Here is a 24,161-nt window from a genome sequence, read left to right on the forward strand (position 1 = left end):
CTCTTGTACGCTGGCCGTGTGACGGCCCCCGAACGCGCCCTGCTGCCCGACGCCCTGCGAGGCTTGGCCCTCGGGGGGATCTTGCTCGTCAACCTACAGAACTTCTCGGGGCTCGTGCCGTGGCAGCAGACGGGCGGCGACCGCGTCGCGCAAGCGTTCGTCGACTTTTTCGCGAACGGCAAGTGGATCTCCACCTTCGCGATGCTGTTCGGAGCGGGCGTGTGGCTGCTCGTACGGCGGGCCGGGCGAGGGCGCGAAGCGCGGCGGCTGCTCGGCTTGTTCGGCCTCGGCCTCGCCCACGGCTTCTTGATCTGGTCGGGCGACATCCTCGCGAACTACGCGCTCGTCGGCTTCGCCCTGCTGTCGCTGATTCGCTTGCCGCCCGCCGTGCAAGGCGTGGTCGCCGTCCTCGGCTTTCTGCTGGGCGCGGCACTGTTCGCGTCGCTTACCTTGATTTCCGGCTCGCCGCAAGCGGACCCGAGCTCGGTCGGCGTGAACTTCGCCTTCGCGAGTCCCGACATCACCGTCGTGAGCGCGGCGCGCATCGCCGACTTCAACACCAGCTTGTCGTCGAGCGTTCCCTTCTTCGCGCCGTGGCTGCTGGGGCTCTTCTTGCTGGGCGTTCTCTTCGCGCGAAGCGGCGTGCTCACACATCCGGATCGCTTCCGCCGCCCCTTGATCGTCACGGCCCTCGTGACGTTCCCGCTCGGCGTGCTGCTCAACGTCGCACTCGTGCGCGCGAACGCGTCCGACCTCTTCAAGGATCAGGTGTGGGCCGTGCTGCTGCGTCTCTCGGGCGGCCTCACCTTCGCCTTGCTGTACGGGGCCCTGCTCGCCCTGCTCGTCGCGGGCGGTCGCGGCGCGCTCCTGAGGCTCTTCGCGAACGTCGGCCGCCTCGCGCTCAGCAACTACTTGCTGCAATCGATCGTGTGTACCCTCGTCTTCTACGGCTACGGCTGGGGACAGTACGGACGGTGGGGCGCGACGGCGTGCCTCGCGTTCGGACTCGGGCTGTATGCCGTGCAAATCGCTTTGAGCGCGCTTTGCCTGACGCGCTTCGACCGGGGACCGGCAGAAAGCCTGCTTCGGGGGTTTTACCGAAGCAGGCCCGTGAAGGACGCGCCTTAAAGTTCGGCTTGAAGCGCCTCGACCTTGTCCGTCTGCTCCCAGGGAAATTCCGGGCGGCCGAAGTGACCGTACGCGGCCGTTTGCGCGTAGATCGGGCGTTGCAGGCCGAGGTTCGCGATGATGGCCTGAGGGCGCGCGTCGAAGTGACGGCCCACGATCTCGGCGAGCTTCGCGTCGTCAAGCTTGCCCGTCCCGAAGGTATCGACGCGCATCGACACCGGGTTGGCACGTCCGATCGCGTACGCGACTTCCACCATGGCGCGGTCGGCGAGTCCCGCCGCGACGATGTTCTTGGCGATGTAGCGCGCGTAGTACGCCGCCGACCGATCGACCTTCGTGGGATCCTTGCCGCTGAAGGCGCCGCCGCCGTGAGGCACCGCGCCGCCGTACGTGTCCACGATGATCTTGCGGCCCGTGAGGCCCGTGTCGCCGTGCGGCCCTCCGATGACGAATTTGCCGCTGGGGTTGATGAAGTACTTCGTGTCGTCACGAAGAAGTTCTTGAGGAACGACGGCGCGAATGACGTGCTCGATCATGTCGTCGCGAATTTCGTCTTGCGGGACTTCCTCGTCGTGCTGGGTGGAAATCACGATGGTGTCGACCCACACGCGGTCATCTTCACGCACGACCGTCACTTGCGCCTTGGCGTCCGGACGCAGGTACTTGATGGTGCCCGCTTTGCGAAGCTCGGCGAGGCGGCGGGTGAGCTTGTGCGCGAGGGTGATCGGCAAGGGCATGAGTTCGGGGGTCTCGTTGGTCGCGTACCCGAACATCAAGCCTTGATCGCCCGCGCCGATGTGGCTGAAGGCGTTTTGAGGCAAGGTTCGTTCGGCGTCGCTCATCGCGCGCCACTCTTCCGAGGCGTTCACGCCGCCCGCGATGTCGGGGCTTTGTTCGTGCAGACTCACGAGGACAGCCGAGTAGTCCGCGTCGAAGCCGTACTTCGCGCGCACGTATCCGACCTTCTCGACCGCCTCGCGTACGACGCGCTGCACGTCGACGTGCGCGGTTTGCGCGGTCACTTCACCGGCGACGACCGCCATGCCCGTCGTGACGAGCGTCTCCACGGCGACGCGAGCGCTGGGTTCCTGACGCAGGAACTCGTCGAGGATCGAGTCGGAGATGAAGTCCGCGAGCTTGTCCGGGTGCCCTTCGGACACCGATTCCGAGGTGTAGTACTTGCGCATGGGATCCCTCCTGGATTTCGGCGCCTCGTACAACGGACCGGGGCCCGGCTCCGGCGCGACAGCTTGGAAGTATAGCAGGCGGCGCGGCGCGCGCGGTAGTCGTCCTCTCAAGTGTGCAACGGCGCGCCGTGTAGGATGAAGAAGCGCTCACCTTCCCCGAACTTTCATGACGTCACCGGACCTCTCGTTCGCCTCTCTGATCATCGCCGTGCTCGCCGTCATGACGGCGAGCTATGCGTTGTTCTTGGCCTTGACGCGCCCGTCGTACCCGGGGTGGCGCGCGTGGGCGGCGAGCATTCTGCTCGGATCGATCGGCTTCGCGGTCGTGAGCGTGCGCTCGCCGAGCACCTTGTTGTTCTCGGTGCTCGTCGGCAACGGGCTCGTCGCCCTGAGCGGCGTGCTCGCCGTGACGGCGTATCGACGCTTCATCGGCGTGCGGCGGACGATCGAGCGCGCGTGGATGTGCGCCGTGCCGCCCTTGCTGCTGAGTCTCGCGTGGCTCACGATCGTCACGCCCGCCGCGCGCGTGCGTGTCGTATTGATGGGCGTGTACAGCGTCTCGGTGGCCCTCGCCCTCATCGTCTTGTGTCTGCGCGGCGCGGCGCGGCAGCAAGGGTGGCGCTCCGGATACCTGCTGAACGTGCTCGTGTTCGCGGCGTACCTCGCGCTTCTCGCACCTCGAACCTTCGAGGCGCTCGGCACGCCGAGCGCCTTGCTGAATGCCTTGACCTTCTCGCCCCTGGCGGTCGCGCTGTACGTGATGGCGCCCCTCGTCGCCACCACGGGCGGCACCTTCGCTTTGCTGCTGCTGCACGACGATCGGCGCCGCATGGAGGTCGCGGCGCTGCACGCCCATCTCGGCGCGCTGAGCGAAACGGACGGCTTGACGGGCCTCGTGAACCGCCGAGGCTTGGAGGCGCGCTTTCGCGTCGAGGTGACGCATGCCGATTCCCGTCCCTTGAGTTTCGCGCTCGTGGACATCGACCACTTCAAGCGCATCAACGACGAGCACGGTCACCTCGTCGGTGATCGCTGCTTGAAACGGCTGACCGACGCGCTTCGCCGCGCGTCGCGCTCGTCGGACTGCCTCGCGCGATACGGCGGCGAGGAGTTCGTGCTGCTTTTGCCGGGCGCGAACGTCACGCAAGCGCGCGCGACGCTTCGGCGCGTGCAAGACATGTTGCGGCTCGAGTCTCACCCGATTCCAAGCTTCACGATCAGCGCGGGCGTCGCCGCGTGCCGAACGGACGACGCATTTTCGACGGCGTTCGATCGCGCGGACCGACTGCTGTACTCGGCGAAGCGCGCGGGTCGCGACCGTGTGCACGGGAGCGACGACGCGTTTTCGAATCCGTCGACGGTGGACTGACCGCTGGATTCATGACTATCTCCAACCCCCTCGACTCGTTATGCTGCCTCTCAGCGCATGAGCCACGACTACGACGTGTTGGTGATGGGCGCGGGGCACAACGCCCTCGTGACGGCGGCGTACGCCGCGAAAGCGGGCTTCAAGGTCGGCGTGTTCGAGCGGCGGCACGTCGCGGGCGGCGCCGTCAGCACCGAGGAACTCGTGCCCGGCTACCGCTTCGATTACGGCGGCAGCGCGCACATCCTCATTCGCATGACCCCTATTCCGAGGGAATTGGAGCTGTCGCGCTTCGGGCTGCACTACCTCGAACTCGACCCGTTGTTTCACGCGTCCGACGGCGAAACGCCTTGGTTCGTGTGGCGAGACGTCGACAAGACGGCGGCGGGCTTGGAGAATCTCTTTCCCGGGCAGGGCGAGGCGTACACGCGGTTCATCGACGAGTGGAAGCCGTTCGCGCAAAGCGTGAACGAGATGTTCCTGAGCGCGCCGTCACCGCTGGAAATCGGACGCAAGATGATCTTTCGCGGAAACGGCGCGGCGTGGCAGCGGCAACTGCGCCGGATTTTGCGCCCTTACGGCGAGGTCGCGGCGGAATACTTCTCCGAGGAGCGCGTGCGCGCGCCCCTCGTGTGGATGGCCGCTCAAAGCGGGCCGCCTCCCAGCGAGCCGATCTCCGCGCCGTTCTTGTTGTGGCACCCCCTCTACCACGAGGGCGGCGTGGCGAGGCCGAAGGGCGGCTCGGGCGGTCTCACGAAGGCCCTCGTGCGAGCGGTCGAGGCGTACGGCGGTGAAGTCCACTTGAACGCGCCCGTCGAGAACATCGTCGTTCGAGGCGGCCGAGCGGTCGGCGTTCGACTGCACGACGGCCGGGAAGTCACGGCGAGAAGCGTCGTGAGCGGCACGCACGTTCTCACCACCGCGCGGGCCCTGCCCGACGAGTTCGTGCCGGACGCGGCGCGGGAAGTGCGCGTCGGAAACGGATTCGGGATGGTGCTGCGGCTCGCCCTCAAGGAGAAGGTGAAGTACCGCCAGCACCACGAACCCGAGTCGCGCGTCGGGCTCGGACTGCTCATCAAGAACGAGCGGCAACTTCACAAGGCGTACGGCGAGTACCTCGCGGGCGAGCCGACGCGCGATCCGCCCCTCATTGCCATGAGCTTTTCTGCCGTGGACGACTCGCTCGCGCCGCCTCACGGAGAAGTGCTGTGGCTGTGGGCGCAGTACTACCCGTACGAACTCGCGAGCGGCTCGTGGGACGAGCGCGCGGCGCAAGTGAGAAACTGGATCGTGGACGCGTTCGAGCACTACGCGCCCGGCACGAAGGACAACATCGTCGGCGAACTCGTTCAGACGCCGCTGTGGTTGGAGCGCAACCTCGGCTTGTTTCGCGGAAACGTCATGCACTTGGAGATGACGATCGACCAGATGTTCGCTCTGCGGCCCTTCATGGGCGCGAGCGGCTACCGCTGGCCGACCGTGAAGGGCCTGTACCTCACGGGCGCGAGCACGCATCCCGGTGGAGGCATCATGGGCGCGTCGGGAAGGAACGCGGCTCGGGTGCTGCTCGCCGATCTCTCTCGGAGGAAGATTTGAACGCCGCCGCGCGAACGCGAGTGCTCGGCGCGGCGGCGTGGCTCGGCGTCGCGTTCGCCGGGGCGCTTCTGCTGCGCCTCGGCGAGGCGGCGGTCCTCGGCGGCATGCTGGCGAGCGGCGGCGCGCTTTTGTCGGTCCTTTGGGCGTTCGGCGGCGACTTGCTCGGGCGCGCCGAATGGACGAGCGAGGCGTCGTCGCGTCTGGCGTGGCTGCGCCGAAACGTCGAGCCGTGGATGGTGCTCGTCGCCGTGTCCGCCCTGCTGCGCGTTCCCGTACCGCTGTGGCCCGAAGGCTTCGCGTTGATCGCCACGGCGCAGACGGTCCTGCTCGCCCTCGCCGCCTTGTCCTGGGCTTGGAAGCGCGTCGGACGCCGAGCGCTGTTGCTGTTCGCCGCGTGCTTCGTCCTCGGACTCGCCGTGGAGATCGCCGGCAGTCGAGCGGGCTTTTTGTTCGGCTCGTACGACTACGATCCGCCCGGTCCGAAGGTGCTCGGTGTGCCCCTGCTCGTTCCGCTGGGCTGGTGGTGGATGACGCTCGCCGCCCTCGCGCTCTCGAACGGCAAGCCGGTGCTCGCCGGGGCGCTCATGGTCGCGCTCGACGTCGGGCTCGAGCCTTTGATGACGACGTACGGCTTTTGGTCTTGGGCGCCGGGCGGCACGTCCTACTACGGGGTGCCGTGGACGAACTTCCTGGGTTGGTTCGTCGTCGGAGCGCTGCTGAGCTGGCTGATCTTGCGGCTCACGCCGATCGTCTTGACGCGCGGCACGACTTTTCGCGTCGCGTACCTCGTGGAGTTGTTCTTTCTTCCGGCGGGCTTGCTGCTTCTCGGAAAGTTCGGAGCGGCGCTGCTGACACTCGTACTGATGGGAGGTGGCGCGTGGATCTCGTCGAAAGCGGCTTTCGCACGCTGATTCGCCGCACGGTGCGCGGTCGCCTCGGAGGCGTGTGGTTGCGCGGCGAAATTCCTGCGGGCGGCGCGATTCTCGCGTTGAATCACCACTCGTGGTGGGACGGGTACGTCATCGGCGAGGTGTGCTGGAGCGTCGGAACTCGGCCGTACCTCTTGATGGACGACGCCAACCTCGACCGCCTGCCGTTCTTCCGCAATCTTGGCGTGCTCGGCGCGCACGAACTTCGCAAGGCCGTTCGCCTCGCGAAGTCGGGCGAACTCGTCTGGCTCTTTCCCGAAGGCGCCTTGTGCCCCCCGAGCGGTTTGGGTGACCTCAAGCCGGGCGCCGCGTGGCTCTCGAAGGCGGCGGATGTGCCGCTCGTGCCCGTCGCCTTGCGCGTCGTCCTGCGCGGACACGCGTACCCGGAGGCGTTCGTGCGCTTCGGCCGCCCCGCCACGGACCTCGGCCCCGCGCTGAGCGCCGAGCTCGCCGCCCTCGACGCGGACGTGCGCGCGAACGACCCCGAACGGCCCTTGCCCGGCTACTTGCGCCTCAGGCACGGACAGTCGAGCGACGGAGAGCGCCTCGACTTGCCGAGCCGCGTCCTCGCGTCCCTTCTCAAGCGTGGCTGGCTCGGAGGAGTTCGCGCGTGAAGCGGCCCCTCGACGACGTCCTGCGCGGCTTCTTCGCGTACAAACTCACGACCCTCGCCCTCAACCTCTTGACCTTCGAGGTGCTGAAGTCCGGCGCGTCTTCACGACACGCCTGGCCGAAGGTGAGCTTGCTCGTGCCCGCGCGCAACGAAGCCCGCAATCTCGCCGAGAACTTGCCGAGCTTGCTGTCGCAAGGCGCGTACGAAGTCATCGTGCTCGACGACGACTCCAGCGACGGAACCGCCACGGTCGCCGAGGGCTTCGGTGCCAACGTCATCTCTGGGCGGCCCCTGCCGCTCGGCTGGCACGGCAAGACTTGGGCGTGCCAGCAACTCGCGTGGGCGGCGAGCGGCGACATCCTGATTTTCACGGACGCGGACGTTCGGTGGCACGACGGCGCGCTCCAAGCGGTCATGCGCACCCTGCTCGCGTCGAAGGCCGACTTGCTGAGCGTGTGGCCCCGCCAAGTCGTCGGAAGCCTCGGAGAGCGCTTGATCGTACCGCTCAACGACGACGTGCTGCTGACCTTGCTTCCCGCGCCCCTCATTCGCCTGCCGTTCGCGAGCGCGTCGGCGGGCAACGGCCAGCTCATGGCTTTTTGGCGCGCGGCGTACGAGCGTGTCGGCGGTCACGCCATCGTGAAAGGCGAGGTGCTCGAAGACGTGAAGTTCGCTGCTCGGCTCAAAGCGCGCGGCGGCCGCCTCGCCCTCGCGCTCGGCGGAGACTTCGTGAGCGTTCGCATGTACCGCGATTACGGCGCGGTGGTCGAAGGATTCGGCAAGAGCCTTCTCGCCGCGCACGGCCGCGTGCGAATTTTGCTGGCGCTGTCATGGCTCGCGCACTTTCTCGCGTATACCTTGCCGCTCGCGCAGCTTTTGCAGTCACCCTTGAGGCGGCGCGGTTTGCTGCGCCGCCCGCTCGACTTCGTGCTCTTCGCGTTGCTGGAGCGCGCCCTCGTGAACGTGAAGACGGGACGCACGCGAGGACGCGACCTTCTCGAAGTCCTCCTCACGCCGATCGCGCCGATCGCCGCCTTGCCGGTGTACTGGCGAGCGCTGCAAGGCCGCTACACTTGGAAGGGCCGCACGTACGAACGAGGACGCGCGACCGTGCCGCCATGCTCGGCGCTCGACACGCCCGCGCCCCTTGAGCGCGAACGGGAGCTCGCGTGACGCGCGCCGTCGTGCTCGGCGCGGGCTTCGCGGGACTCGCCGCCGCGTTGCGTCTGCGGCTCGCGGGCGCGGACGTCACGGTGATCGACGCCCTCGCTCGTCCGGGCGGCAAGGCGAGCCTCGGCTGGCAGGACTTCTCCAGCGGTCCCACGGTCGTGACGATGCCGAGGTTGCTGCGAGGTTTGCACGAGCGTGTCGCCTTGCCGCCACCGCTGTTGGAGCCCGCCCGTCCCACGACGCGTTACACCTACCCGGACGGTTCGACGTTCTCCCCGGGCGCCTTGGACGTCGACGGAAGCCTCGAGCCGACCCTCGCCCAGCTTTCCAGAAGCGAGGCGCGCGACTACGAGCGTCTCTTGAACGCCGCTCGCACGATGTACGAAGACGCCCGAGGCACCTTCGTCTTCTCGTCCCCGCCGCGCGCCGTCGACCTCGCGAGGTACGCGTTCACGCGCGGTCGCCGCGCCTTTCCGCACTTGCGCCTCGCGCAACTCGTGGCGAGCGGCCCGCGCCTCACGCCGTTTTGGCTGCGCTTCGCGACGTATCTCGGCGCCAATCCGTACGAGGCGCCCGCCGTGCTGCTCAACATCGCCTGGGTGGAACTCGGCCTCGGCGTGTGGCACCTCACGGGCTGGGAAGACGAACGGTCGAGCGGAGGCGGTCTCGGCCGACTCGCGGCGAGGCTTGCCGAGCGCGCGCGCCACCTCGGCGTGACCTTCGAACTCGACACCACCGTCGAGCACCTCGTGACGAGCGGCAGACGAGTCGTCGCCGCGCACACGAGCCAGGGCGTCTTCACGGGAGACGTGTTCGTCTCGGCGGCGGACGCGGCCTTCACGCGCGCTTGGCTGAACTTGCCTTCCTTGCCGGAGCGGCCGGGCATCAGCGGCTTCGCGGTTCAATTTCGGCTGCGCCAAGCCGTGCCGCCCGCGCACCACGTCCTCTTTCCTCGAGAGTACGCCCGAGAGTGGCGTGAGATCGAGCGCGGCGACCTTCCGTCGGACCCGACGCTGTACGCGCATCTCGACGGCGAGCGAGGCTTCTTCCTGGTGAACGCGCCCGCGCGGCCCGACGCGGTGAAAGACCAAGACGCCTACGCGCGCGTCCTGCTCGATCGCTTGCGATCGAACTTGAAGCTCGACGTGACCGAGTGGCTGCCCATTTCCCCGAGAGCCTACGCGCGCGTCGGACGAGACGGCGCCATCTACGGTCGCGCGCCCCACGGCCTCACGGGTACGCTGCGACCGAGTTGGCGCGTCGGACGCTTGGCGAATCTACGGCAAGTCGGCGGAACCGTGCATCCCGGCGGAGGCGTGCCCCTCTCGATCCTGTCGGGATGGAACGGCGCGGGCGATCTGCTCGGCCTCGACTTCGACGATCTGGGAGGACGCTGATGCACACCTTGCCGCAACCCACGCCGCACCCGCGCGCGGGCCATTTGCCGAAGTGGGGCGGCGAGCCCATCGCCCTGCTTCAAGAAGGCGCGGCGCTCGGCAAGCTCTTCGGGCTCAACCTCGGCTTGCAAGCGATCGTCGGCTACGGTCCGTCGTGGAACAAGCGCGTCCTGACGGACTTGGAGACCTTCGTGAGCGCGGGCAGTTTCAGCCGACTCGTGCCGTACCTCGCCGGGGGCATCATCTTGACGGACGCGCCGACGCACAAAGACCGCCGCGCCCTGCTCAACCCGGGCTTCACGCCGAAGGCCCTCGAAGCGTTGCGCGAACGCGTTCGCGCCGCGCTGCACGCCACGCGGCCGAGCGGTGAATTCGACGCGCTCGCCTGGGCGGACGAAGCCGTCTTGGCGATGCTGAACGCCGCGTACTTCACCTCTGAGTTTCCACGCGACCTTCTGCACGCCTTCCTCGCTCCGCTGCGCTCGCCCTTCCCCACGCCGATGTGGCCTCGTCCCGTCGCCGCTCGGCGCGTGAAGCGCGAACTCGCCGAGCTCGCCGCGAAACGCCGCCTGCTCGGCGGAGACGACCTGCTCGCCTTCCTCGCGCCGTTGCAGCGAGGCGAGGAGGAGGCGCGCATCAGCTTGGCCGCCGCGCACGACACGACGACGCATACCCTCGCGTGGGCGACGTGGCACCTCGCCTGCTTTCCCCGCTGGCGAACGCGAGAAGCCCTCAAGCTCGTCGTGAAGGAAACGCTGCGCCTCTACCCGGCGGGCTTTATGGGCAGTCGGCGCGTGGCGAAGGCGAGCGAGTTCGAAGGCGTCCACCTCAAAAAAGGCGCGCTCGCTCTGTACAGCCCGTTCCTCACGCACCGTGACCCGGACGTCTGGCCGAATCCGCAAGGCTTCGATCCCGAACGCTTCTCGGGTGCGATTCCGGCGTGGTCGTACCTGCCGTTCGGAGGAGGCGAGCGCACTTGCCTCGGAATGCACCTCGCGCACCTGCTGCTCGAAGAAGCCCTCTCGCTGTTCGTTCACGGCGACTTGGAGGCACGCTGGGGTGACCCGACGCCGAGACCTGGCGTGACGCTCGGGCCGGCGGGACCGCTGGTCGTTCGATTTCGCACTTGACACACTCTCGGGACGTGCGCGCCTCTACACTGCCGTTCATGCAAGACGTCATCATCGTCGGAGCGGGCTTGGCAGGCTCGGCGTGCGCCCGAGATCTCGCGCGAAGCGGACGAAGCGTGCTCGTCCTCGACAAGTCGCGCGGCGTCGGCGGTCGCGCGGCGACGCGCCGTCTCGACGACGCGCGCGTTGATCACGGCGCTCAGTACTTCACGGCGCGCGGCGAGCGCCTTCGGACCCTCGTGAGCGGCTGGCTCTACGAAGGCTTCGCGGCGGAGTGGACTCGCGGCTTCCCGGTGTGGGACGCGGGCGCCGTGCACGAACGCGCGGACGGACATGCTCGCTACGCGATTTCGAGCGGGATGAGCTCGCTCGGGCGGAAGTTCGTGCGAGACTTGCCCGTCCTCGGCGAGACCCTCGTCACGTCCGTCAACCGCACCCCCGAGGGTTGGCGCGTCCTCGCGGCGGGCGGCGACGTCTTCGAAGCGAGGACGGTTCTGTTCGATCTGCCCGCGCCGCAACTCGCGCCGATCTTGGAGGACGTGAACCTCGGCGAGCCCGGCGGCGAACTCGCCCACGTCCGCTTCGACCCGACTTGGACGCTGATCGTGCCGCTTCGAGCCGACCTCGCCGTTTCCTGGAAGGCGCTGGAAGTCCGTCATGACGTGCTCGCGTGGATCGCCCGCGATCACACGAAGCGCCCGCCCGGCGCGCCGCCCGTCCTCGTCGCCCACGCGAACGCCGCTTGGAGCCGCGCGCACCTCGAGGACGAGCGCGACGCCGTGAGAAACCTTCTGCTCGCTGCCCTTCGGGACGTTCTCGGTCCCGCCGACGTCCTCGAGGCGTTCGCGCACCGCTGGCGCTTCGCCACGCCCACGCGGCTGTATCCGCACACGCATCATTTCGATGCGTCCTTGTCGCTCGGTTGGTGCGGCGACTGGTGCGTCGCGCCGAAAGTCGAGGGCGCCTTGGAAAGCGGCTGGAGCCTTGCCAGCGTCGTGATCGCGCACTACGAGAGCAGCATGACCTCGACCTCGTCGCCCACGTCCACGGCTTGACCCTCGGGAATCACCACGAGGGCGGGCGCGTCGCTGAGAGACCTCAGGACGCCGCTGCCCTGCTCGCCGTAATCGCGCACGCTTCCTTCCTCGACCACGCCACGCCAAAAAGCCGTTTTGTCGGGCAAGCTCTTGAACTTCGACGCGGCGCGCAGACGCACCGTGCTCGGGGCTCGACCGGTCAGGGCGGGCTTCACGATGACCTCGAACACCACGAGCGCCGACACCGGATTGCCCGGCAAGCCGAACAAGGGCAAGCCGCGCCACACTCCGAGAATGGCGGGGCCGCCCGGACGGACGCGCACCTTCCAGAAGTCCACCTCGCCCTCCTCGACGAGCAACGTTCGCACGAAGTCGTAGCGCCCCATGCTCACGCCGCCCGACGTGAGCAGCAAGTCCGCGCCGCCCGCGTCCTCCAAGCGCGCCGAGAGCTTTGCGGTGTCGTCCGGCGCGCTTCCGAGTTCGATCACCTCCGCGCCGACTTCCTGTAACGCTCCGACGAGGCCGAAGAGGTTCGAGTTGTACACTTGCCCGGGCGCGAGGGGTCGCCCCGGCTCCACGACTTCGTCGCCCGTCGAGAGGACCGCTACGCGAAGAGGGGAGAGCACGGGCACCTGCGGGTATCCCAGCGCCGCCGCCAGCGCGACCCTCGACGGAGATAGTCGCTGCCCCGCGCGCAAGATGACGTCACCCGCCTTGAAGTCGTGACCTTCGCGTCGCACGTCCGATGGTGACGCGGGAGAGAGAAGCTCCACGAACGCTCCGTCGTCCCGCAATTTCTCCACGGGGCAGATGGCGTCGGCACCTTCGGGAAGAGGCGCGCCCGTGTAAATGCGAATCGCCTCGCCCGCCTCTACGCGTCCCTCGAACGCCGCGCCCGCCCGCGACTCTCCCACGAGCTTCAACCGAGCGGGCGTGTCCGCCGAGGCGTGCGCGGAATCGTCCGCGCGACACGCCACGCCGTCAAGCGCGCTCTCGGTCGCGCTCGGGTGGCTCACGAGCGCCGCGAGGTCACGCGCGAGCGTCCGCCCGTACGCCGCGCGAAGCGGCATGAGGACGTCAGGGCGAACGGGAAGGCGCGCCGCGAGCTTCGCGCGCGCCTCCTCCACGCTCACGAACATCGGAAAGGGCGGCATCCCTCACCCGCCGATCCCCTCTCCCGCCACGGGAGAGGGGGAGGAGATCGGGGAAGCTGGACGTGGCGCTTTCCCCGCTCGCGGCTGGGAAGCAGGAGGCTGGCGAAGTGAGGAGTCCCTCAAAGCAGTCCCTTGGCCACCTTCGCGATGTTCTGACCGGTGAAGCCGAACTTCTCCAGCAAAGTCTTGTAGGGAGCGCTCGCTCCGAAGCCTTGCATGGCGACGACCGCGCCGTCCACGCCGACCCACTCGTGCCAACCGAACGGAGTCGCCGCTTCGATCGCGACGCGCTTCACGCCCGGCGGGAGGATGCTGTCGCGGTATGCCTGATCTTGCGCCCGGAAGACTTCCATGCTCGGCATGGACACAACGCGCGCCCCGACGCCCTCGGCGGAGAGGACGTCAGCGGCTTCGAGGGCGACGGAGACTTCACTGCCCGTCGCGATCAAGACGACCTTGGCGCCACCGTCCGCTTCCTTCACGACGTACGCGCCGCGCCGTACGCCTTGATGGTTGCGCGGCAAGATCGGGAGGTCTTGGCGTGAGAACACGAGGGCGGTCGGGCCGTCCTTTCGCTCCAGAGCCATCTGCCACACGGCGGCCGTCTCGTTGGCGTCGGCGGGACGGTAGACGTGGGTGTTCGGCGTGGCGCGCAGTTGAGCGAGTTGCTCGATCGGTTGGTGGGTCGGGCCGTCTTCGCCCAGACCGATGGAGTCGTGCGTGAACACGAAGATGACCGGCTGGTGCATGAGGGCTGAGAGACGCAAGCTCGGCTTGAGGTAATCGCTGAACACCAAGAAGGTCCCGACGTAGGGACGCAGACCGCTGAACAAGCTGATGCCGTTGGCGGCGGCGGCCATGCCGTGTTCGCGCACCCCAAAGTACAAGTTGCGGCTCGCGAAGTCGTGCGTGGCGACGAACGGCTCGCCGTTGATGGTCGTCTTCGTGCTGCCCGCGAGGTCCGCGCTGCCTCCGATGAGGTTCGGCACCCGCTTGGCGATCGCGTTGAGGACCGTGCCGCTCGCGTTGCGAGTCGCCATGGGCTTGCCGCCCGCCTCGAAGGTCGGAATGTCCGCGTTCCAGCCTTCGGGCAACTCGCCTTTGAGGGCGAGCTCGAGTTCTCCGGCGAGTTCCGGATGCGCTTGCTTGTAGCGCACGACAAGATCGTTCCAGGCTGCTTCGAGTTCGGCGCCGCGCGCCGTCGCGTCCATGTGCGCCTTCACTTCGCTCGGCACCGTGAACGGCTCTTCGTACGGCCAGCCGAGCGCCTCCTTCGTCGCCTTCACGGCGTCTGCCCCGAGCGGTTCGCCGTGGGCCTTGCTGGTGCCCGCCTTCGGTGAGCCGAACCCGATGATCGTCTTCACGCGGATGAGCACCGGGCGGTCTTGGTTTTCGCGCGCCGTCCGAAGCGCGGATTCGAGCGCTTCGAGGTCGTTGCCGTCCTCGACCAGCAAGACGCGCCAACCGTACGCTTCGAAGCGTTGCGTCGTCTCGTCGCTGAATGAAACGTTCGTCGCCGAGTCGAGCTGCACGTCGTTGTCGTCGTACAACCACACGAGCTTGTCGAGCTGCAAGTGACCCGCGAGGCTTGCCGCTTCGTGGCTGATGCCTTCTTGGAGGTCGCCGTCCGACACGATCGCGTACGTGACGTTGTCGAAGAGCTGGAAGCCGTCCTTGTTGTAACGAGCGGCGAGGTGCGCCTCGGCGAGCGCCATGCCGACCGTCATCGCGCAGCCTTGCCCGAGCGGGCCGGTCGTCGCGTCGAGGCCGTGAGTGTGGAAGAACTCCGGGTGGCCGGGCGTCTTGGAGCCCCACTGGCGGAAGTTCTTGATTTCGCTCAAGGGCATGTCGTACCCGGCGAGGTGCAGCAGCGAGTAGATCAGCATCGACGCGTGGCCTGCCGAGAGCACGAAGCGGTCGCGGCCCATCCAGTACGGATTCTTGGGGTTGTGACGCAAAAAGCGTTGCCACAGCACGTACGCCATCGGCGCGGCGCCGAGCGGCGCGCCGGGGTGGCCGGAGTTCGCCTGCTGCACCGCGTCGATGCTGAGGGTACGAATCGTATTGACCGAGAGCTGGTCGAGGTTCGTGGAGGGCTGAGGCGTGGCAGTCATGGCGCCAGTGTAACCCGCTTCTCATGGAAGGTTGGCAGGAGTGTTAGAGCTTTCGTGAAGGTTTCGCGCTCTCCGCTCGGCGTGTAAAGGGCCCACACGACGAGCCTCGCGGCGAGCACGAACGAGGCGGCGGGAGTGAAGCGCGCCTACAGCGGCTCCGCGAGCAAAGGTCGGACGACGGCCCGCCCTTGCCGTGACGGCTCTGCGGCGTCAGCACGCCCGGGTCACGCCGATTCTTCCTGCAGGTCGCGACGCCGCTCGACAAATCGCGCGTACTCGCTGGGGCTGACGTGGGCGAGCGCGCGAAATTCTCGCGCAAGGTGAGCCGAGTCCGAGTATCCGAACGCGTACGCGACGTCCGTCAGGGACCGCCTCGGATCGAGCCACAAAGCGTTGTACGTCTCCTCGAAGCGAATGAGGCGCGCGAGCTTCTTTGGCGACACGCCGACGTCCGACCGGAAGCCTCGTTCCAAGGCGCGCGGCGAGAGGTGGTGCCGCTCGGCGAGCTCCGCCACGCGGGCCTGTCCACGCGAGCGGTACAAGTCCGCCGCCGCCCGTACGGCCTTGCCGGGCTCGCGCGCCTCACTTGCAAAACGCCGCCGCAACCACGTTTCCAGAGCTTCGACGGCTGCGTCCACTTGGTTCGAGGCGAGCAAGCCGCTTAATTCGCGCTCCACACTCGCCAAGCCCCACGCCTTCGGTGGAACGCGCAGGGTCGTCTCGACCGTCTCGAGCCCGAACAAGGCCATGGCGCCCCACGGAAACAAGTCCACTCCGAGCGCGCGCGTGAAGCCGCGCGACACGGCGAGCAGTGGCGAGTCGTGCAGCCCGACGAGGTATGCCGAGGGCAGAGGTCGCATAGCCCGGGCCGCGTCGCTCACGTACGACTCGCCACTGTAGAACGTGAGGCGCACCGCCCGCTCGGGCAGGAAACTATGCAGTTCCGTCCGCCTGTCGTGCCATTCCTCCACGAGCCAATACGACCGCACGACGTCCTGTAAGTCCGGGTGCGACGCAATCTCGTGGTAGGCCATGCTCCAGCTTAGCCTTCGCGCTTCGCGGCCCGCTTGGACAAACGCGACATGTCACGGTCTCGCGGCGCCTTCGTCGGTACGACCTCTGCATCATCGAGGGTAAGGTCAAGATCGTCCCGAGTCCGCCGCGCTTCTCGAAGAGCCGTCGTACGCGGCGAACTCTTCGAGGTGGGCGGTCGGGACTTTGGAAAAGCACGCGGACGATGCCCGCCACTTCACCTCGTGGGCTAAGACGCGTCCTGCGTCTCGTCGAGCAGGCTGCCTCTCGAGCGGCGCTTTTGGTACGCGCCCGTCATGAGCTCCAAGATGTACTCGCGCGTGAACGGCATTCCGCTCGTTTCGGCCGCCGCGATCTCGCCCGCACGGTCGTACGCGAGACGCACGAAGGACGCGCTGTATCCGCACGCGCCGAATTCCAGCACGAGGTAGCACGCCAAGGTCGAGTCGAGCGGGTTTCCGACCGAGCCGCAGTTCATGAGGGGCCGCCCTTCGACGTCCAGCATGAGCGCCTCGTGGATATCGGCGTACACCAAGGCGTCCGCGCGATTGGCGAGACCCGCCTCCGGGTTCGGCTCGAACGCCTCGAGTTGCTCGGCGAGGCTGGCGTGCGGATACAGGCGGTGAAAGACGCTTTTGGCAGAGGCGTGCAAAAAGCGCCAGCTCAAGCCGCAATGACGCTCCTCGAACGCGAACGGCAGCGTCGCGAGGTAACTGAGTTGTCCTGGCGTGAGCTTCGTGCGCGGCCACAAGTCTTGCGGTCGGTGACTCGCCCCGGCGACCCGCGCGTCCCAATTTCCCTGCACGACGCGCGCGCCGTACTCTGCTACCCAATCCACGACTTCGCGCGGCCTCGGTCCCTTTCCGACGAGATCTCCCAATATCCAGATTTCGCCGATCCCCCGCTTTTTGATGTCTTCGTGGACAGCGAGCGTCGCGCTCAGGTTCGCGTGCAAATCAGCGATGACGGCCACCTTCATGCAAGCAGTGTACTCATCGCCTTCACGTTCGGCATGGCGAGATCGACAATCGGGAGTGATGACGCCGCTCGGCACTTTGCAGAGGTGCGTCAAAGAAGGAGGGCCGCTCCTACGAGCGGCCCTCCGGAAGCGCTGGTTTTTACGCTTGTTGTGCGGTGATGACGACCTTGAGCGGAATGACCACTTCCGGGTGCGCCTTGTACTGGACGTCGTACTCGCCGAGTTCCTTGATGGCCTTCGGCATGTCGAGGCGGCGGCGGTCCACGTCGAAGCCTTGCGCGGTGAGCGCACTGGCCACGTCGCTGGAGGTCACGGCGCCGTAGATCTTGCCTTCGCCGGCGCGAACGCTGAGGCTCACACTGGCGCCTTGCAGACGCTCGGCGAGCGCTTCGGCGGTCGCCTTCTCGGCGGCGAGCTGACGTTCACGCACGCGCACCTGACCAGCGAGGCTCTTGAGGTTGCGTTCTGTGGCGGGAAGCGCCAGGCCGCGCGGCACGAGGAAGTTGCGCGCGTAGCCGGGCTTGACCTTCACGACGTCGCCCGTCGTGCCGAGTTTCGCGACCGGTTCGAGCAAAATGACGTTCACTTGCGCACCAACTTCTCGGTGTACGGCAAGAGGGCGAGTTGACGCGCGATCTTGATCGTACCGGCGAGACGACGCTGGTTCTTGGCCGAGAGGCCCGTGCGGCGGCGCGGCAAGATCTTGCCGGTGTCGCTCACGAAGCGGCGCAGCATCTTGACGTCTTTGTAATCGGTGATTTCCAGTTCGCCAATGGCGAACGGATCGACCTTGGGCTTGCGGGGACGCTTCGGACCCTTGGGCCGAGTCTTGCGTTCAGTCGCCATGTAACACTCCTTGTGACTGTCCCCTCGCGAAGGTGACAAATACCTCCTGGACGGCGAGGGTTAGAACGGCAGGTCTTCTTCTTCCGGCGGGAAATTGTCGAGACCTTGATCGATATCCAAGCTCCCCGAACGGGACCCCGTGTTCGCGCGGCTGGGGGCAGCCGGGCGGGCCGTGCTCCTCGTGGTCTCACGGGTCATGGCCGGGGTGGCTGCGGACATGCCGGTGCCCGCGCCTCGGGTAAGAGCTTCGACTTTCGTCGCTTCTACTTTGGTGGAGTTGCGCTTGTTGCCTTCGCGGTCCGTCCACGCTTCGTTCATCAAGCGGCCGGTGACGAGCAGAGGATCGCCCTTCTTGAGATTCGCGGCCGCCTCGGCGAGTTCTCGCCACAGCGTCACGTCGATCCAGTGGGTCTTCTCCTGCTGGTTGCCCGTTTTGTCGCGCCACTGCTCGTTCACGGCGAGGCCGACTCCGAGCACGGCGTCACCGCCGGGCGTGTAGCGAAGTTCCGGGTCGCGCGTGAGGTTGCCGAGCACCATGACGACGTTCCAGCCGCCACCGAGTCGAATGCCGCCTCCGGCGTCCTGCACGTTCTCGGCGCTGGGCGCGATCTGTTCGATGCGCTGCGCCTTGACGCGCACTTGACTGCGCTTCTGACCGCTCTGGGCGTCTTCCCAGGAGCTGTAGTCCAGGGAACCTTCGACCATCACGACGTCGCCCGCCTTGAGGTTGCGCTCGCTGATCCACTCGGCGGGTTTGCCGAGAATGGACACGCGGTGGTACCAGGGCAGCTTGCGTTCACGGCCGTCGTTGCCGACGACGTGGTCTTCTCCCGCGATGGTCGCTTCGAAGACCGGTACACCGCTGGGGGTGTAGCGAAGTTCAGGATCGCGAGCGAGAGCGCCGACCAGGTACACGTGATTCATTCCTCGAGCCATGTCTGTTTCTCCTTCGTAGTAGGGGTGCTTAGAGTCCGATTGCGTTACAGGCTAGGCCCGAACAATGAAGCGCACATTGAATGTAGCTGCTTCGTTACCAGCATAATTGCTACGTTCCGCTTCGTCAAGAGTGGTTTCGTTCGAGATGGAATCAGGCCTTCTTCGTCTTCCACTCGGGGCGGTCCTTGACCACCAGCACGCGGCGGATGTTGTCGCGCAAGCGCAAAACGCTCGCCACGGCTCTTTCCGGGTTGCCCGTCATGTGGACTTGGTAGAACAGGAAGTAGCCTTCGCGGTCCTTCTCGACCGAATACGCGAGGCGACGGTTGCCCGCCTCGTCGAGGTTCACGATCTCGCCGCCAGCGGCCTTCACGGTGTTCTCGACGTACTCCTTCTCGGTCACGACCTGATCGGCCGAAAGGTTGGGGCTGAGGATCAGGTTGAGGTCGTACGTGTTCATCATTACACCTCCTTTCCGCGCGCGCGATACCTCGGCGCACGATCGAAGATTCTAGCAAACTCGGCGCCACTTGTGCAGCTTCGACGTCGGTGCTCGCAAGACAGCGGCCCTGAGCTACACTGAAAACATGCCGCGTGTCCTGGTCGTTGATGACGACGCCGCGATTCTCAAGCTCGTCAGTGTCATCCTGGCGCGGGCGGGATACACCATACATGCCTGCTCGCATCCTGTGGAGGCCCTCGCGTGGCTCGATCGTGAAACGCCTGACCTCGTCATCTCCGACGTCGTCATGCCCTACATGACAGGCTACGAGTTTTTGGAGCAATTGCGCGAACGCACCGAGTTGTCGCACCTGCCGTTCATGCTGTTGTCGAGTCACGCCGAGCGCGAAGACGTGCGGCGCGGCATGAACCTCGGCGCGGACGACTACCTGCCCAAACCCTTCACTCCCCACGATCTCACGGCGGCCGTCGAGGCGCGGCTGCGGCGCGTCGGCGCGAAGGTCGTGCCCACCACGCACCTCGACGCACGCGCTCTCGGCACGTGCAGCGTCTTGTGGAAAGGCGAAAGCGTGCAGTGGGTGTCACGCAAGGCGATGGAGCTTTTCTTCCTGCTCGTGGAGCGCAAGGAAGTCACGAGCTGGGAAGCGGCCGAGGCATTGTGGCCCGAGAAGGACGAGTCGCGGGCGTCCAGCCTCTTCCACACGACGCTGCACCGTCTGCGCCGCTCGCTGTCGTCCGACGCCGTCGTCAGCCAAAGCCGCCGCTACGCGCTGAGCTCGGACCTCAGCCTCAAGTACGACGTTCACCGCTTCGAGGAGCGCGTCGAAACCTTGCTGCGTGCGCCGACGTCCTTCGAGGATGCCCGCGACGTCGCCTCGCAGTACGGACGCTTTCTTCCCGACGTCGACTCCGATTGGTGCGAAGACGTTCGCCACCGCTTGGAAGAAAAGCAGCTGATGGTCCTCAACCTCGCCGCGAGCCTCGCGAACGCGGCGGGCCGCACGCGTGAAGCGGCCGCGCTGCATCAGCAGGCCCTCACCCTCGATCCGCTCAGCGAGCGCGATTGGGAAGGACTCGCCAAGACGCTGGGCGAAATCGGCGATCCGCGCGCTCAGCTCGCGCGTCGCCGCGAGCCGTGGTGGACGACCGATCTCGTGTGACGCGCGGTCGCTTGGCGGTTCTAGCCACGGCTTGCATTAAGGTTCGCCCCCGAATAGCCTTACATGCCTCCTAAGAGCATTCATTAAGATGCGTGGCGATTCCAACCGCGTGGAGTGGAGGACGACTTGCATGGAACAACGTATCCTGCTCATTGAAGACAACCTGGACATCACGCGGGTCGTTCAGTACGAACTCGAACAAGCGGGTTACAAAGTCCTGACCGCCCCCGACGGCGTTTCCGGCCTTACATCCGCCCGTGAGAACAGCCCCGACCTTGTCATTCTCGACCTTGGACTGCCCGACTTCGACGGCGCGGAAATCGCACGTCGTCTGCGTAAAACGAGTTCGGTGCCCATCATCATCTTGACGGCCATGGACGCCGTCGACCGCAAGGTGAACTTGCTGGAGGCAGGCGCCGACGATTACATCACCAAGCCGTTTCACCCCGAGGAACTCGTCGCGCGGGTGAAAGTGCAACTGCGTCACCAGCAGCACGGCGAAGTCATCACGATCGGCGCGCTGGAAATTCACCCACAAAAACGCTTGTGCCACTACAACGGGCACGAGGTGCGCCTCTCGCCGAAGGAATTCGACTTGCTGACCTTTCTCGCGCGTCAGCCCGGGCGCGTGTACTCACGCGACGAAATCGAGCGCGAAGTGTGGAACGGCGAACTTCCGAGCAACTCGAACGTCGTGGACGTGCACATGGCGAACATGCGCGCGAAACTACGCGACCTCGACGGCTACGGCATCATTCGCACGGTCCGCGGCATCGGCTACGCTCTCAAAACCCCTTGACCTTCACGCGACGAAGCTGAGCGAGGGGGCCGTGACAGCCCCCTCGCTCAGCTTTAGCCACGTCAATGCTCCTGCTGGCACTTCTCGCACAGCCCGTGGTACTCCAGCACCACTTCCGTCACGCGGAAGCCTGACGGGAGGTCGCTGGGCAGGGGCGGCGTCAAGGAGGGCGGCACGTCGAAAATCGCGCCGCACCCTCGGCACACGACGTGATGGTGATCCTCGTGGCGGTAATCGTACCGAGCGCGCTCTCCGGCACGCTCGATCACCATGACGACTCCTTCGCTCGCGAGCGCGTCGAGCGAACGGTACACCGTCCCGAGGCTGATGTTCGGCATCGCGCGGCGCACTTCCTGGAAGACCCACGCGGCGTCCGGGTGTGTTCGCGTGGAGCGCAGCACCTCCAGCACCGCTTGACGTTGCCGAGTTTGGCGCACGACTTTCATGGATTTAGAATAGCGTACCCGACTTCCGGAAGCAGGATGCGCGCCGAGCGGGGTCTCCTCGCCCTCCTCGTCAAGCGGCCCTCGGAAGGTCTCGCTTGAGCGGTGAAGCTTCATTCCAAGGAACGCGGTGTGCGTTGGCGCTCTGAAGCGGCGCGACGTGGACCACATCGTGGTCCCGTCATAAACCGCGGCTGCCTCGATAGACGGCACCAGTCCGCTTCGACCCGAAGAATGCGGTTGCACTCGGCCAGCGCTGAAAGATGCGCCGCAGAAATCGGAAGCGCGCTTGCACCTCCGGGCATGGTGTTCAGGTCGGCCTGAGCTCGGCGATGGTTCGCCCGACGCGTTCGGTCAACTCCCTGATTCGGCCCTCGGGCGGAATCGGGGCGCCGAACCGTACGAGCCAGCGTCGCTTCACCTTCGCGACGCTCACGGGCACGATCGGCGCCTTGGCTTTGAGGGCGATGAGGGCCACACCGCCGTGCAACTCCGTGCCGCCCCGCGTGCCCTCGGGGAAGATGCCGACCATGCCTTCGGCTTGCAAGATTCTCAACGCCGTTCGAACCGCGCCGACGTCGTTGCCTTCTCGGTCCACCGGAAAGCTTCCGCCCGTCCCGATGACGTAACGCAGCACGGGGTTTTGAAAGAGTTCTTTTTTGGCCATGAACTGCACCTTGCGCTCTTTGGGCAACGCCTGCGCGATGACGAACGGATCGAGGCCCGACTCGTGGTTTCCCGCGACGATGACGCGGCCCGTCAAGGGCACGTGCTCGCGGCCTTCCACGTGCAGCGTTCCTTGCAGGTAGATGGGAATGCCCGTCGTGAAGCAGACGAGGGCGTACATGAACGGGTTGACCGTCGGGGCCTTGGCGGTTGGAACGTCGGTCTTCGTCATGCGCGCACCGCCCGGAGGACGTTGGCGACGACGTCGTCGAGGCTGAGGTTCGACGTGTCGATCAGCACCGCGTCGCGCGCGGGCGCGGACTGCGCCGCGTCCTTCTCGTCGCGCAGACGCAACGCCGCCTCGACCTCGCCGATGTCCTCGTCACGCTCCTGCACGCGCCGCTGCGCTCGCACGCGCGGACTCGCCGTGAGGTAGAACTTGGCGTTCGCCTGCGGAAATACGGCCGTTCCCATGTCACGTCCCTCCACCACGAACGAGCCCTGCACGTGCCGCAGTTGCTCGTTCACCCAGTCACGCAGTCGAGGATGCTTCGCGACGTGAGAAACGGTCTCGTCGACTTCGTGGGTGTGCAGTTCGCCGGTGAGGTCTTGGTGACCGCACCATATCTCGTTGCCTTGCTCGCGTGGCCGTAAGTCCAAGGGGCAGCGACGCACGAGGTCGAGCAACGCGTCCTCGTCGTCGGGATTGACATGCTCGCGCAGACACAGACGCGCCACGCCTCGGTAAAGCAGGCCGCTGCTCACGAAGGGAACGCCGAGTTCGCGCGCTACGCGAGCGGCGACGCTGGACTTTCCGGAGGCGGCCACACCGTCGATCGTCACTATCACGAGCCCGATTGTAGAGCCTGACGGAGGGGCCCGGACACTTCGCCGCTTTTCATTCGCCGCGCGCTAAACTGCGAAACGTGAAGAAGATTGCTCTGCTCGCCCTCATGCCTTTGATGTTGCTGAGCTGCCGCAACGACAACGCCAGTTCCGACAGCAGCAGTGACACGTCCACGAAGACGACCAGCGAGGCGTCGAAGACGGACGAGACCGAACCCAAGACGGCCGCCGAGGCGCTGGAGAACGTCGCCACCAACGCCAACAAGACCACCGAAGCGGCCGCGGCGAAGCCCGGCGCCGTTCCCTCCGGGTACACGCGCGTCGCCGCCGTCAGCGCAAAGCCCGTGCGTACGTTCAAGTCCGAGCCTTCGTATCAACTCCAAGACGGCAAGGATTACGCCGCCGTCATCGACACGACGCAAGGGCAGATGGTCATCGACCTCTACGAGGACGTTCCCACGACCGTCAACTCCTTCGTGTGGCTCGCGCGAAACCACTTCTACGACGGCATCGCCTTTCACCGCGTGATCGACGGCTTCGTCGTGCAGGGCGGCGATCCGAACACCCTCAAGACCGACCGCAACGTTTGGGGGCAAGGCGGCCCGGGCTACGAAATTCCTTTGGAAGTCCGCACGAAGTACAACTTCGACGAGAAGGGCGTCATGGGCATGGCGCGCGCGCAAGATCCGAACTCGGGCGGCAGCCAGTTCTACATCACGCTGGCGCCCGCCTCCAATCTCGACGGGCAGTACACGGTGTTCGGCAAGGTCGTGCAAGGCCTCGACGTTCTCGACAAGATCAAGAAGTACGAGGCGCCCGCCGAGGGCACGCCCGACAAGATGCTCGACGTGTACATCGTCACGAAGAACAAGAGCTGAAGTCGATCGGCGGCGCGAGAGCTCGCCCTGAGCGAAGCGCCTCCGACGTCGAGGACGCCACGGCCCATTTCCGTCTCCCCTTCGCGGGGAGACGTTGCGTTGCGACAAGCGAATTTTTTCGTGCTACACTTCCTTCGCATTGCTGGCGCAGCGCAGCGGCGACGCTCGAACCTGGTCAGGGCCGGAAGGCAGCAGCCATAAGGGATGATCGTTGGGTGCCGCTGCTTACCGGCAATGCTTTTTTATTGCCTGAGCCTGCCCCCCCGTTCGGGTAGGAACTTCCCGCTTATGTG

The 24,161-nt window shown here is 66.3% G+C and carries 24 protein-coding genes and 1 other RNA gene; 13 read left to right on the top strand and 12 right to left on the bottom strand.

From position 1 onward, the window contains the following. The first annotated feature begins 18 nt into the window (after positions 1-18). Positions 19-1,128 carry a DUF418 domain-containing protein gene (locus DES52_RS11395; protein WP_110886939.1) on the top strand — a complete coding sequence of 370 codons (1,110 nt, stop codon included), beginning with the start codon at positions 19-21 and terminating at the stop codon, positions 1,126-1,128. Here the strand turns inward: DES52_RS11395 and metK are convergent. Further along, complete coding sequence (gene metK / locus DES52_RS11400; protein WP_110886940.1) at positions 1,125-2,315, bottom strand: methionine adenosyltransferase; 1,191 nt, start codon at positions 2,313-2,315, stop codon at positions 1,125-1,127. The two genes, DES52_RS11395 and metK, sit on opposite strands and share 4 nt — an antisense overlap. A 166-nt stretch (positions 2,316-2,481) precedes the next feature. Here metK and DES52_RS11405 point away from each other — a divergent pair, with 166 nt between their 5' ends. Genes DES52_RS11405 through DES52_RS11435 form a run of 8 tightly spaced genes read left to right on the top strand, consistent with a single transcriptional unit; the run spans position 2,482 to position 11,571 of the window. After that, positions 2,482-3,684 (top strand): GGDEF domain-containing protein, encoded by a 1,203-nt coding sequence (locus tag DES52_RS11405; RefSeq protein WP_110886941.1) that lies wholly within the window; start codon positions 2,482-2,484, stop codon positions 3,682-3,684. Positions 3,685-3,741: 57 nt separating this feature from the next. Continuing rightward, on the top strand, positions 3,742-5,277 hold the full coding sequence (locus DES52_RS11410; protein ID WP_110886942.1) for a phytoene desaturase family protein: 1,536 nt from the start codon (positions 3,742-3,744) through the stop codon (positions 5,275-5,277). Beyond that, a complete protein-coding gene (locus DES52_RS23465; protein ID WP_245900941.1) occupies positions 5,274-6,188 on the top strand; it encodes a carotenoid biosynthesis protein in 915 nt (304 codons plus the stop codon). Before DES52_RS11410 ends, DES52_RS23465 begins: the two co-directional genes overlap by 4 nt. Further along, a complete protein-coding gene (locus DES52_RS23470; RefSeq protein WP_245900943.1) occupies positions 6,155-6,820 on the top strand; it encodes a 1-acyl-sn-glycerol-3-phosphate acyltransferase in 666 nt (221 codons plus the stop codon). Before DES52_RS23465 ends, DES52_RS23470 begins: the two co-directional genes overlap by 34 nt. Then, positions 6,817-7,992: a glycosyltransferase family 2 protein gene (locus DES52_RS11420; protein ID WP_110886943.1), complete on the top strand. Its 1,176-nt coding sequence runs from the start codon at positions 6,817-6,819 to the stop codon at positions 7,990-7,992. Before DES52_RS23470 ends, DES52_RS11420 begins: the two co-directional genes overlap by 4 nt. Next, positions 7,989-9,386, top strand: coding sequence for a phytoene desaturase family protein (locus DES52_RS11425; RefSeq protein WP_110886944.1), 1,398 nt, complete (start codon positions 7,989-7,991; stop codon positions 9,384-9,386). The genes DES52_RS11420 and DES52_RS11425 overlap by 4 nt, the downstream gene beginning before the upstream one ends. Further along, complete coding sequence (locus DES52_RS11430) at positions 9,386-10,516, top strand: cytochrome P450 (protein WP_110886945.1); 1,131 nt, start codon at positions 9,386-9,388, stop codon at positions 10,514-10,516. Before DES52_RS11425 ends, DES52_RS11430 begins: the two co-directional genes overlap by 1 nt. A 38-nt stretch (positions 10,517-10,554) precedes the next feature. Beyond that, positions 10,555-11,571 carry an NAD(P)/FAD-dependent oxidoreductase gene (locus tag DES52_RS11435; RefSeq protein ID WP_110886946.1) on the top strand — a complete coding sequence of 339 codons (1,017 nt, stop codon included), beginning with the start codon at positions 10,555-10,557 and terminating at the stop codon, positions 11,569-11,571. Here the strand turns inward: DES52_RS11435 and DES52_RS11440 are convergent. From DES52_RS11440 to rpsF, 8 genes are all read right to left on the bottom strand, one after another. Beyond that, positions 11,523-12,707 (bottom strand): molybdopterin molybdotransferase MoeA, encoded by a 1,185-nt coding sequence (locus tag DES52_RS11440; RefSeq protein ID WP_245900944.1) that lies wholly within the window; start codon positions 12,705-12,707, stop codon positions 11,523-11,525. The genes DES52_RS11435 and DES52_RS11440 overlap by 49 nt on opposite strands. A 119-nt stretch (positions 12,708-12,826) precedes the next feature. Beyond that, positions 12,827-14,821, bottom strand: coding sequence for a transketolase (tkt, locus tag DES52_RS11445; RefSeq protein WP_110886947.1), 1,995 nt, complete (start codon positions 14,819-14,821; stop codon positions 12,827-12,829). Between the two features lie 224 nt (positions 14,822-15,045). Continuing rightward, a complete protein-coding gene (locus DES52_RS11450; RefSeq protein WP_110886948.1) occupies positions 15,046-15,855 on the bottom strand; it encodes a helix-turn-helix domain-containing protein in 810 nt (269 codons plus the stop codon). A 227-nt stretch (positions 15,856-16,082) separates the two neighbouring features. After that, on the bottom strand, positions 16,083-16,832 hold the full coding sequence (locus DES52_RS11455) for a metallophosphoesterase family protein (RefSeq protein WP_110886949.1): 750 nt from the start codon (positions 16,830-16,832) through the stop codon (positions 16,083-16,085). Positions 16,833-16,971: 139 nt separating this feature from the next. Then, positions 16,972-17,418 carry a 50S ribosomal protein L9 gene (gene rplI / locus DES52_RS11460; RefSeq protein ID WP_110886950.1) on the bottom strand — a complete coding sequence of 149 codons (447 nt, stop codon included), beginning with the start codon at positions 17,416-17,418 and terminating at the stop codon, positions 16,972-16,974. Continuing rightward, the gene (rpsR, locus tag DES52_RS11465) at positions 17,415-17,678 is read right to left on the bottom strand and encodes a 30S ribosomal protein S18 (RefSeq protein WP_110886951.1); all 264 of its coding nucleotides are present in this window, start codon (positions 17,676-17,678) and stop codon (positions 17,415-17,417) included. Before rpsR ends, rplI begins: the two co-directional genes overlap by 4 nt. 60 nt (positions 17,679-17,738) lie before the next feature. Continuing rightward, positions 17,739-18,614 carry a single-stranded DNA-binding protein gene (locus DES52_RS11470; RefSeq protein ID WP_110886952.1) on the bottom strand — a complete coding sequence of 292 codons (876 nt, stop codon included), beginning with the start codon at positions 18,612-18,614 and terminating at the stop codon, positions 17,739-17,741. Between the two features lie 151 nt (positions 18,615-18,765). Continuing rightward, a complete protein-coding gene (gene rpsF / locus DES52_RS11475) occupies positions 18,766-19,074 on the bottom strand; it encodes a 30S ribosomal protein S6 (RefSeq protein ID WP_110887044.1) in 309 nt (102 codons plus the stop codon). A 127-nt stretch (positions 19,075-19,201) separates the two neighbouring features. Here rpsF and DES52_RS11480 point away from each other — a divergent pair, with 127 nt between their 5' ends. Next, positions 19,202-20,236, top strand: a complete 1,035-nt coding sequence (locus DES52_RS11480) for an AfsR/SARP family transcriptional regulator (RefSeq protein WP_110887045.1) — start codon at positions 19,202-19,204, stop codon at positions 20,234-20,236. A 130-nt stretch (positions 20,237-20,366) separates the two neighbouring features. Beyond that, complete coding sequence (locus DES52_RS11485; protein WP_110886953.1) at positions 20,367-21,035, top strand: response regulator transcription factor; 669 nt, start codon at positions 20,367-20,369, stop codon at positions 21,033-21,035. A gap of 62 nt (positions 21,036-21,097) precedes the next feature. Here the strand turns inward: DES52_RS11485 and DES52_RS11490 are convergent, their stop codons facing one another. The 3 genes from DES52_RS11490 to cmk form a co-directional block, all read right to left on the bottom strand. Beyond that, positions 21,098-21,481, bottom strand: coding sequence for a Fur family transcriptional regulator (locus tag DES52_RS11490; RefSeq protein WP_110886954.1), 384 nt, complete (start codon positions 21,479-21,481; stop codon positions 21,098-21,100). Between the two features lie 307 nt (positions 21,482-21,788). Continuing rightward, positions 21,789-22,376 carry a lysophospholipid acyltransferase family protein gene (locus DES52_RS11495; protein WP_110886955.1) on the bottom strand — a complete coding sequence of 196 codons (588 nt, stop codon included), beginning with the start codon at positions 22,374-22,376 and terminating at the stop codon, positions 21,789-21,791. Beyond that, a complete protein-coding gene (cmk, locus tag DES52_RS11500; RefSeq protein ID WP_110886956.1) occupies positions 22,373-22,993 on the bottom strand; it encodes a (d)CMP kinase in 621 nt (206 codons plus the stop codon). Before cmk ends, DES52_RS11495 begins: the two co-directional genes overlap by 4 nt. A gap of 77 nt (positions 22,994-23,070) precedes the next feature. On the opposite strand from cmk, the gene DES52_RS11505 reads away from it, so the two are divergent. Together DES52_RS11505 and ffs are read left to right on the top strand one after the other, a co-directional pair. After that, positions 23,071-23,868 carry a peptidylprolyl isomerase gene (locus tag DES52_RS11505; protein ID WP_110886957.1) on the top strand — a complete coding sequence of 266 codons (798 nt, stop codon included), beginning with the start codon at positions 23,071-23,073 and terminating at the stop codon, positions 23,866-23,868. Positions 23,869-24,007: 139 nt separating this feature from the next. Then, positions 24,008-24,106, top strand: an RNA gene (ffs, locus tag DES52_RS11510) — signal recognition particle sRNA small type. Positions 24,107-24,161 lie beyond the last annotated feature (55 nt).

The sequence above is a fragment of the Deinococcus yavapaiensis KR-236 genome (genome assembly GCF_003217515.1).
Taxonomy (GTDB): Bacteria; Deinococcota; Deinococci; order Deinococcales; family Deinococcaceae; genus Deinococcus_A; species Deinococcus_A yavapaiensis.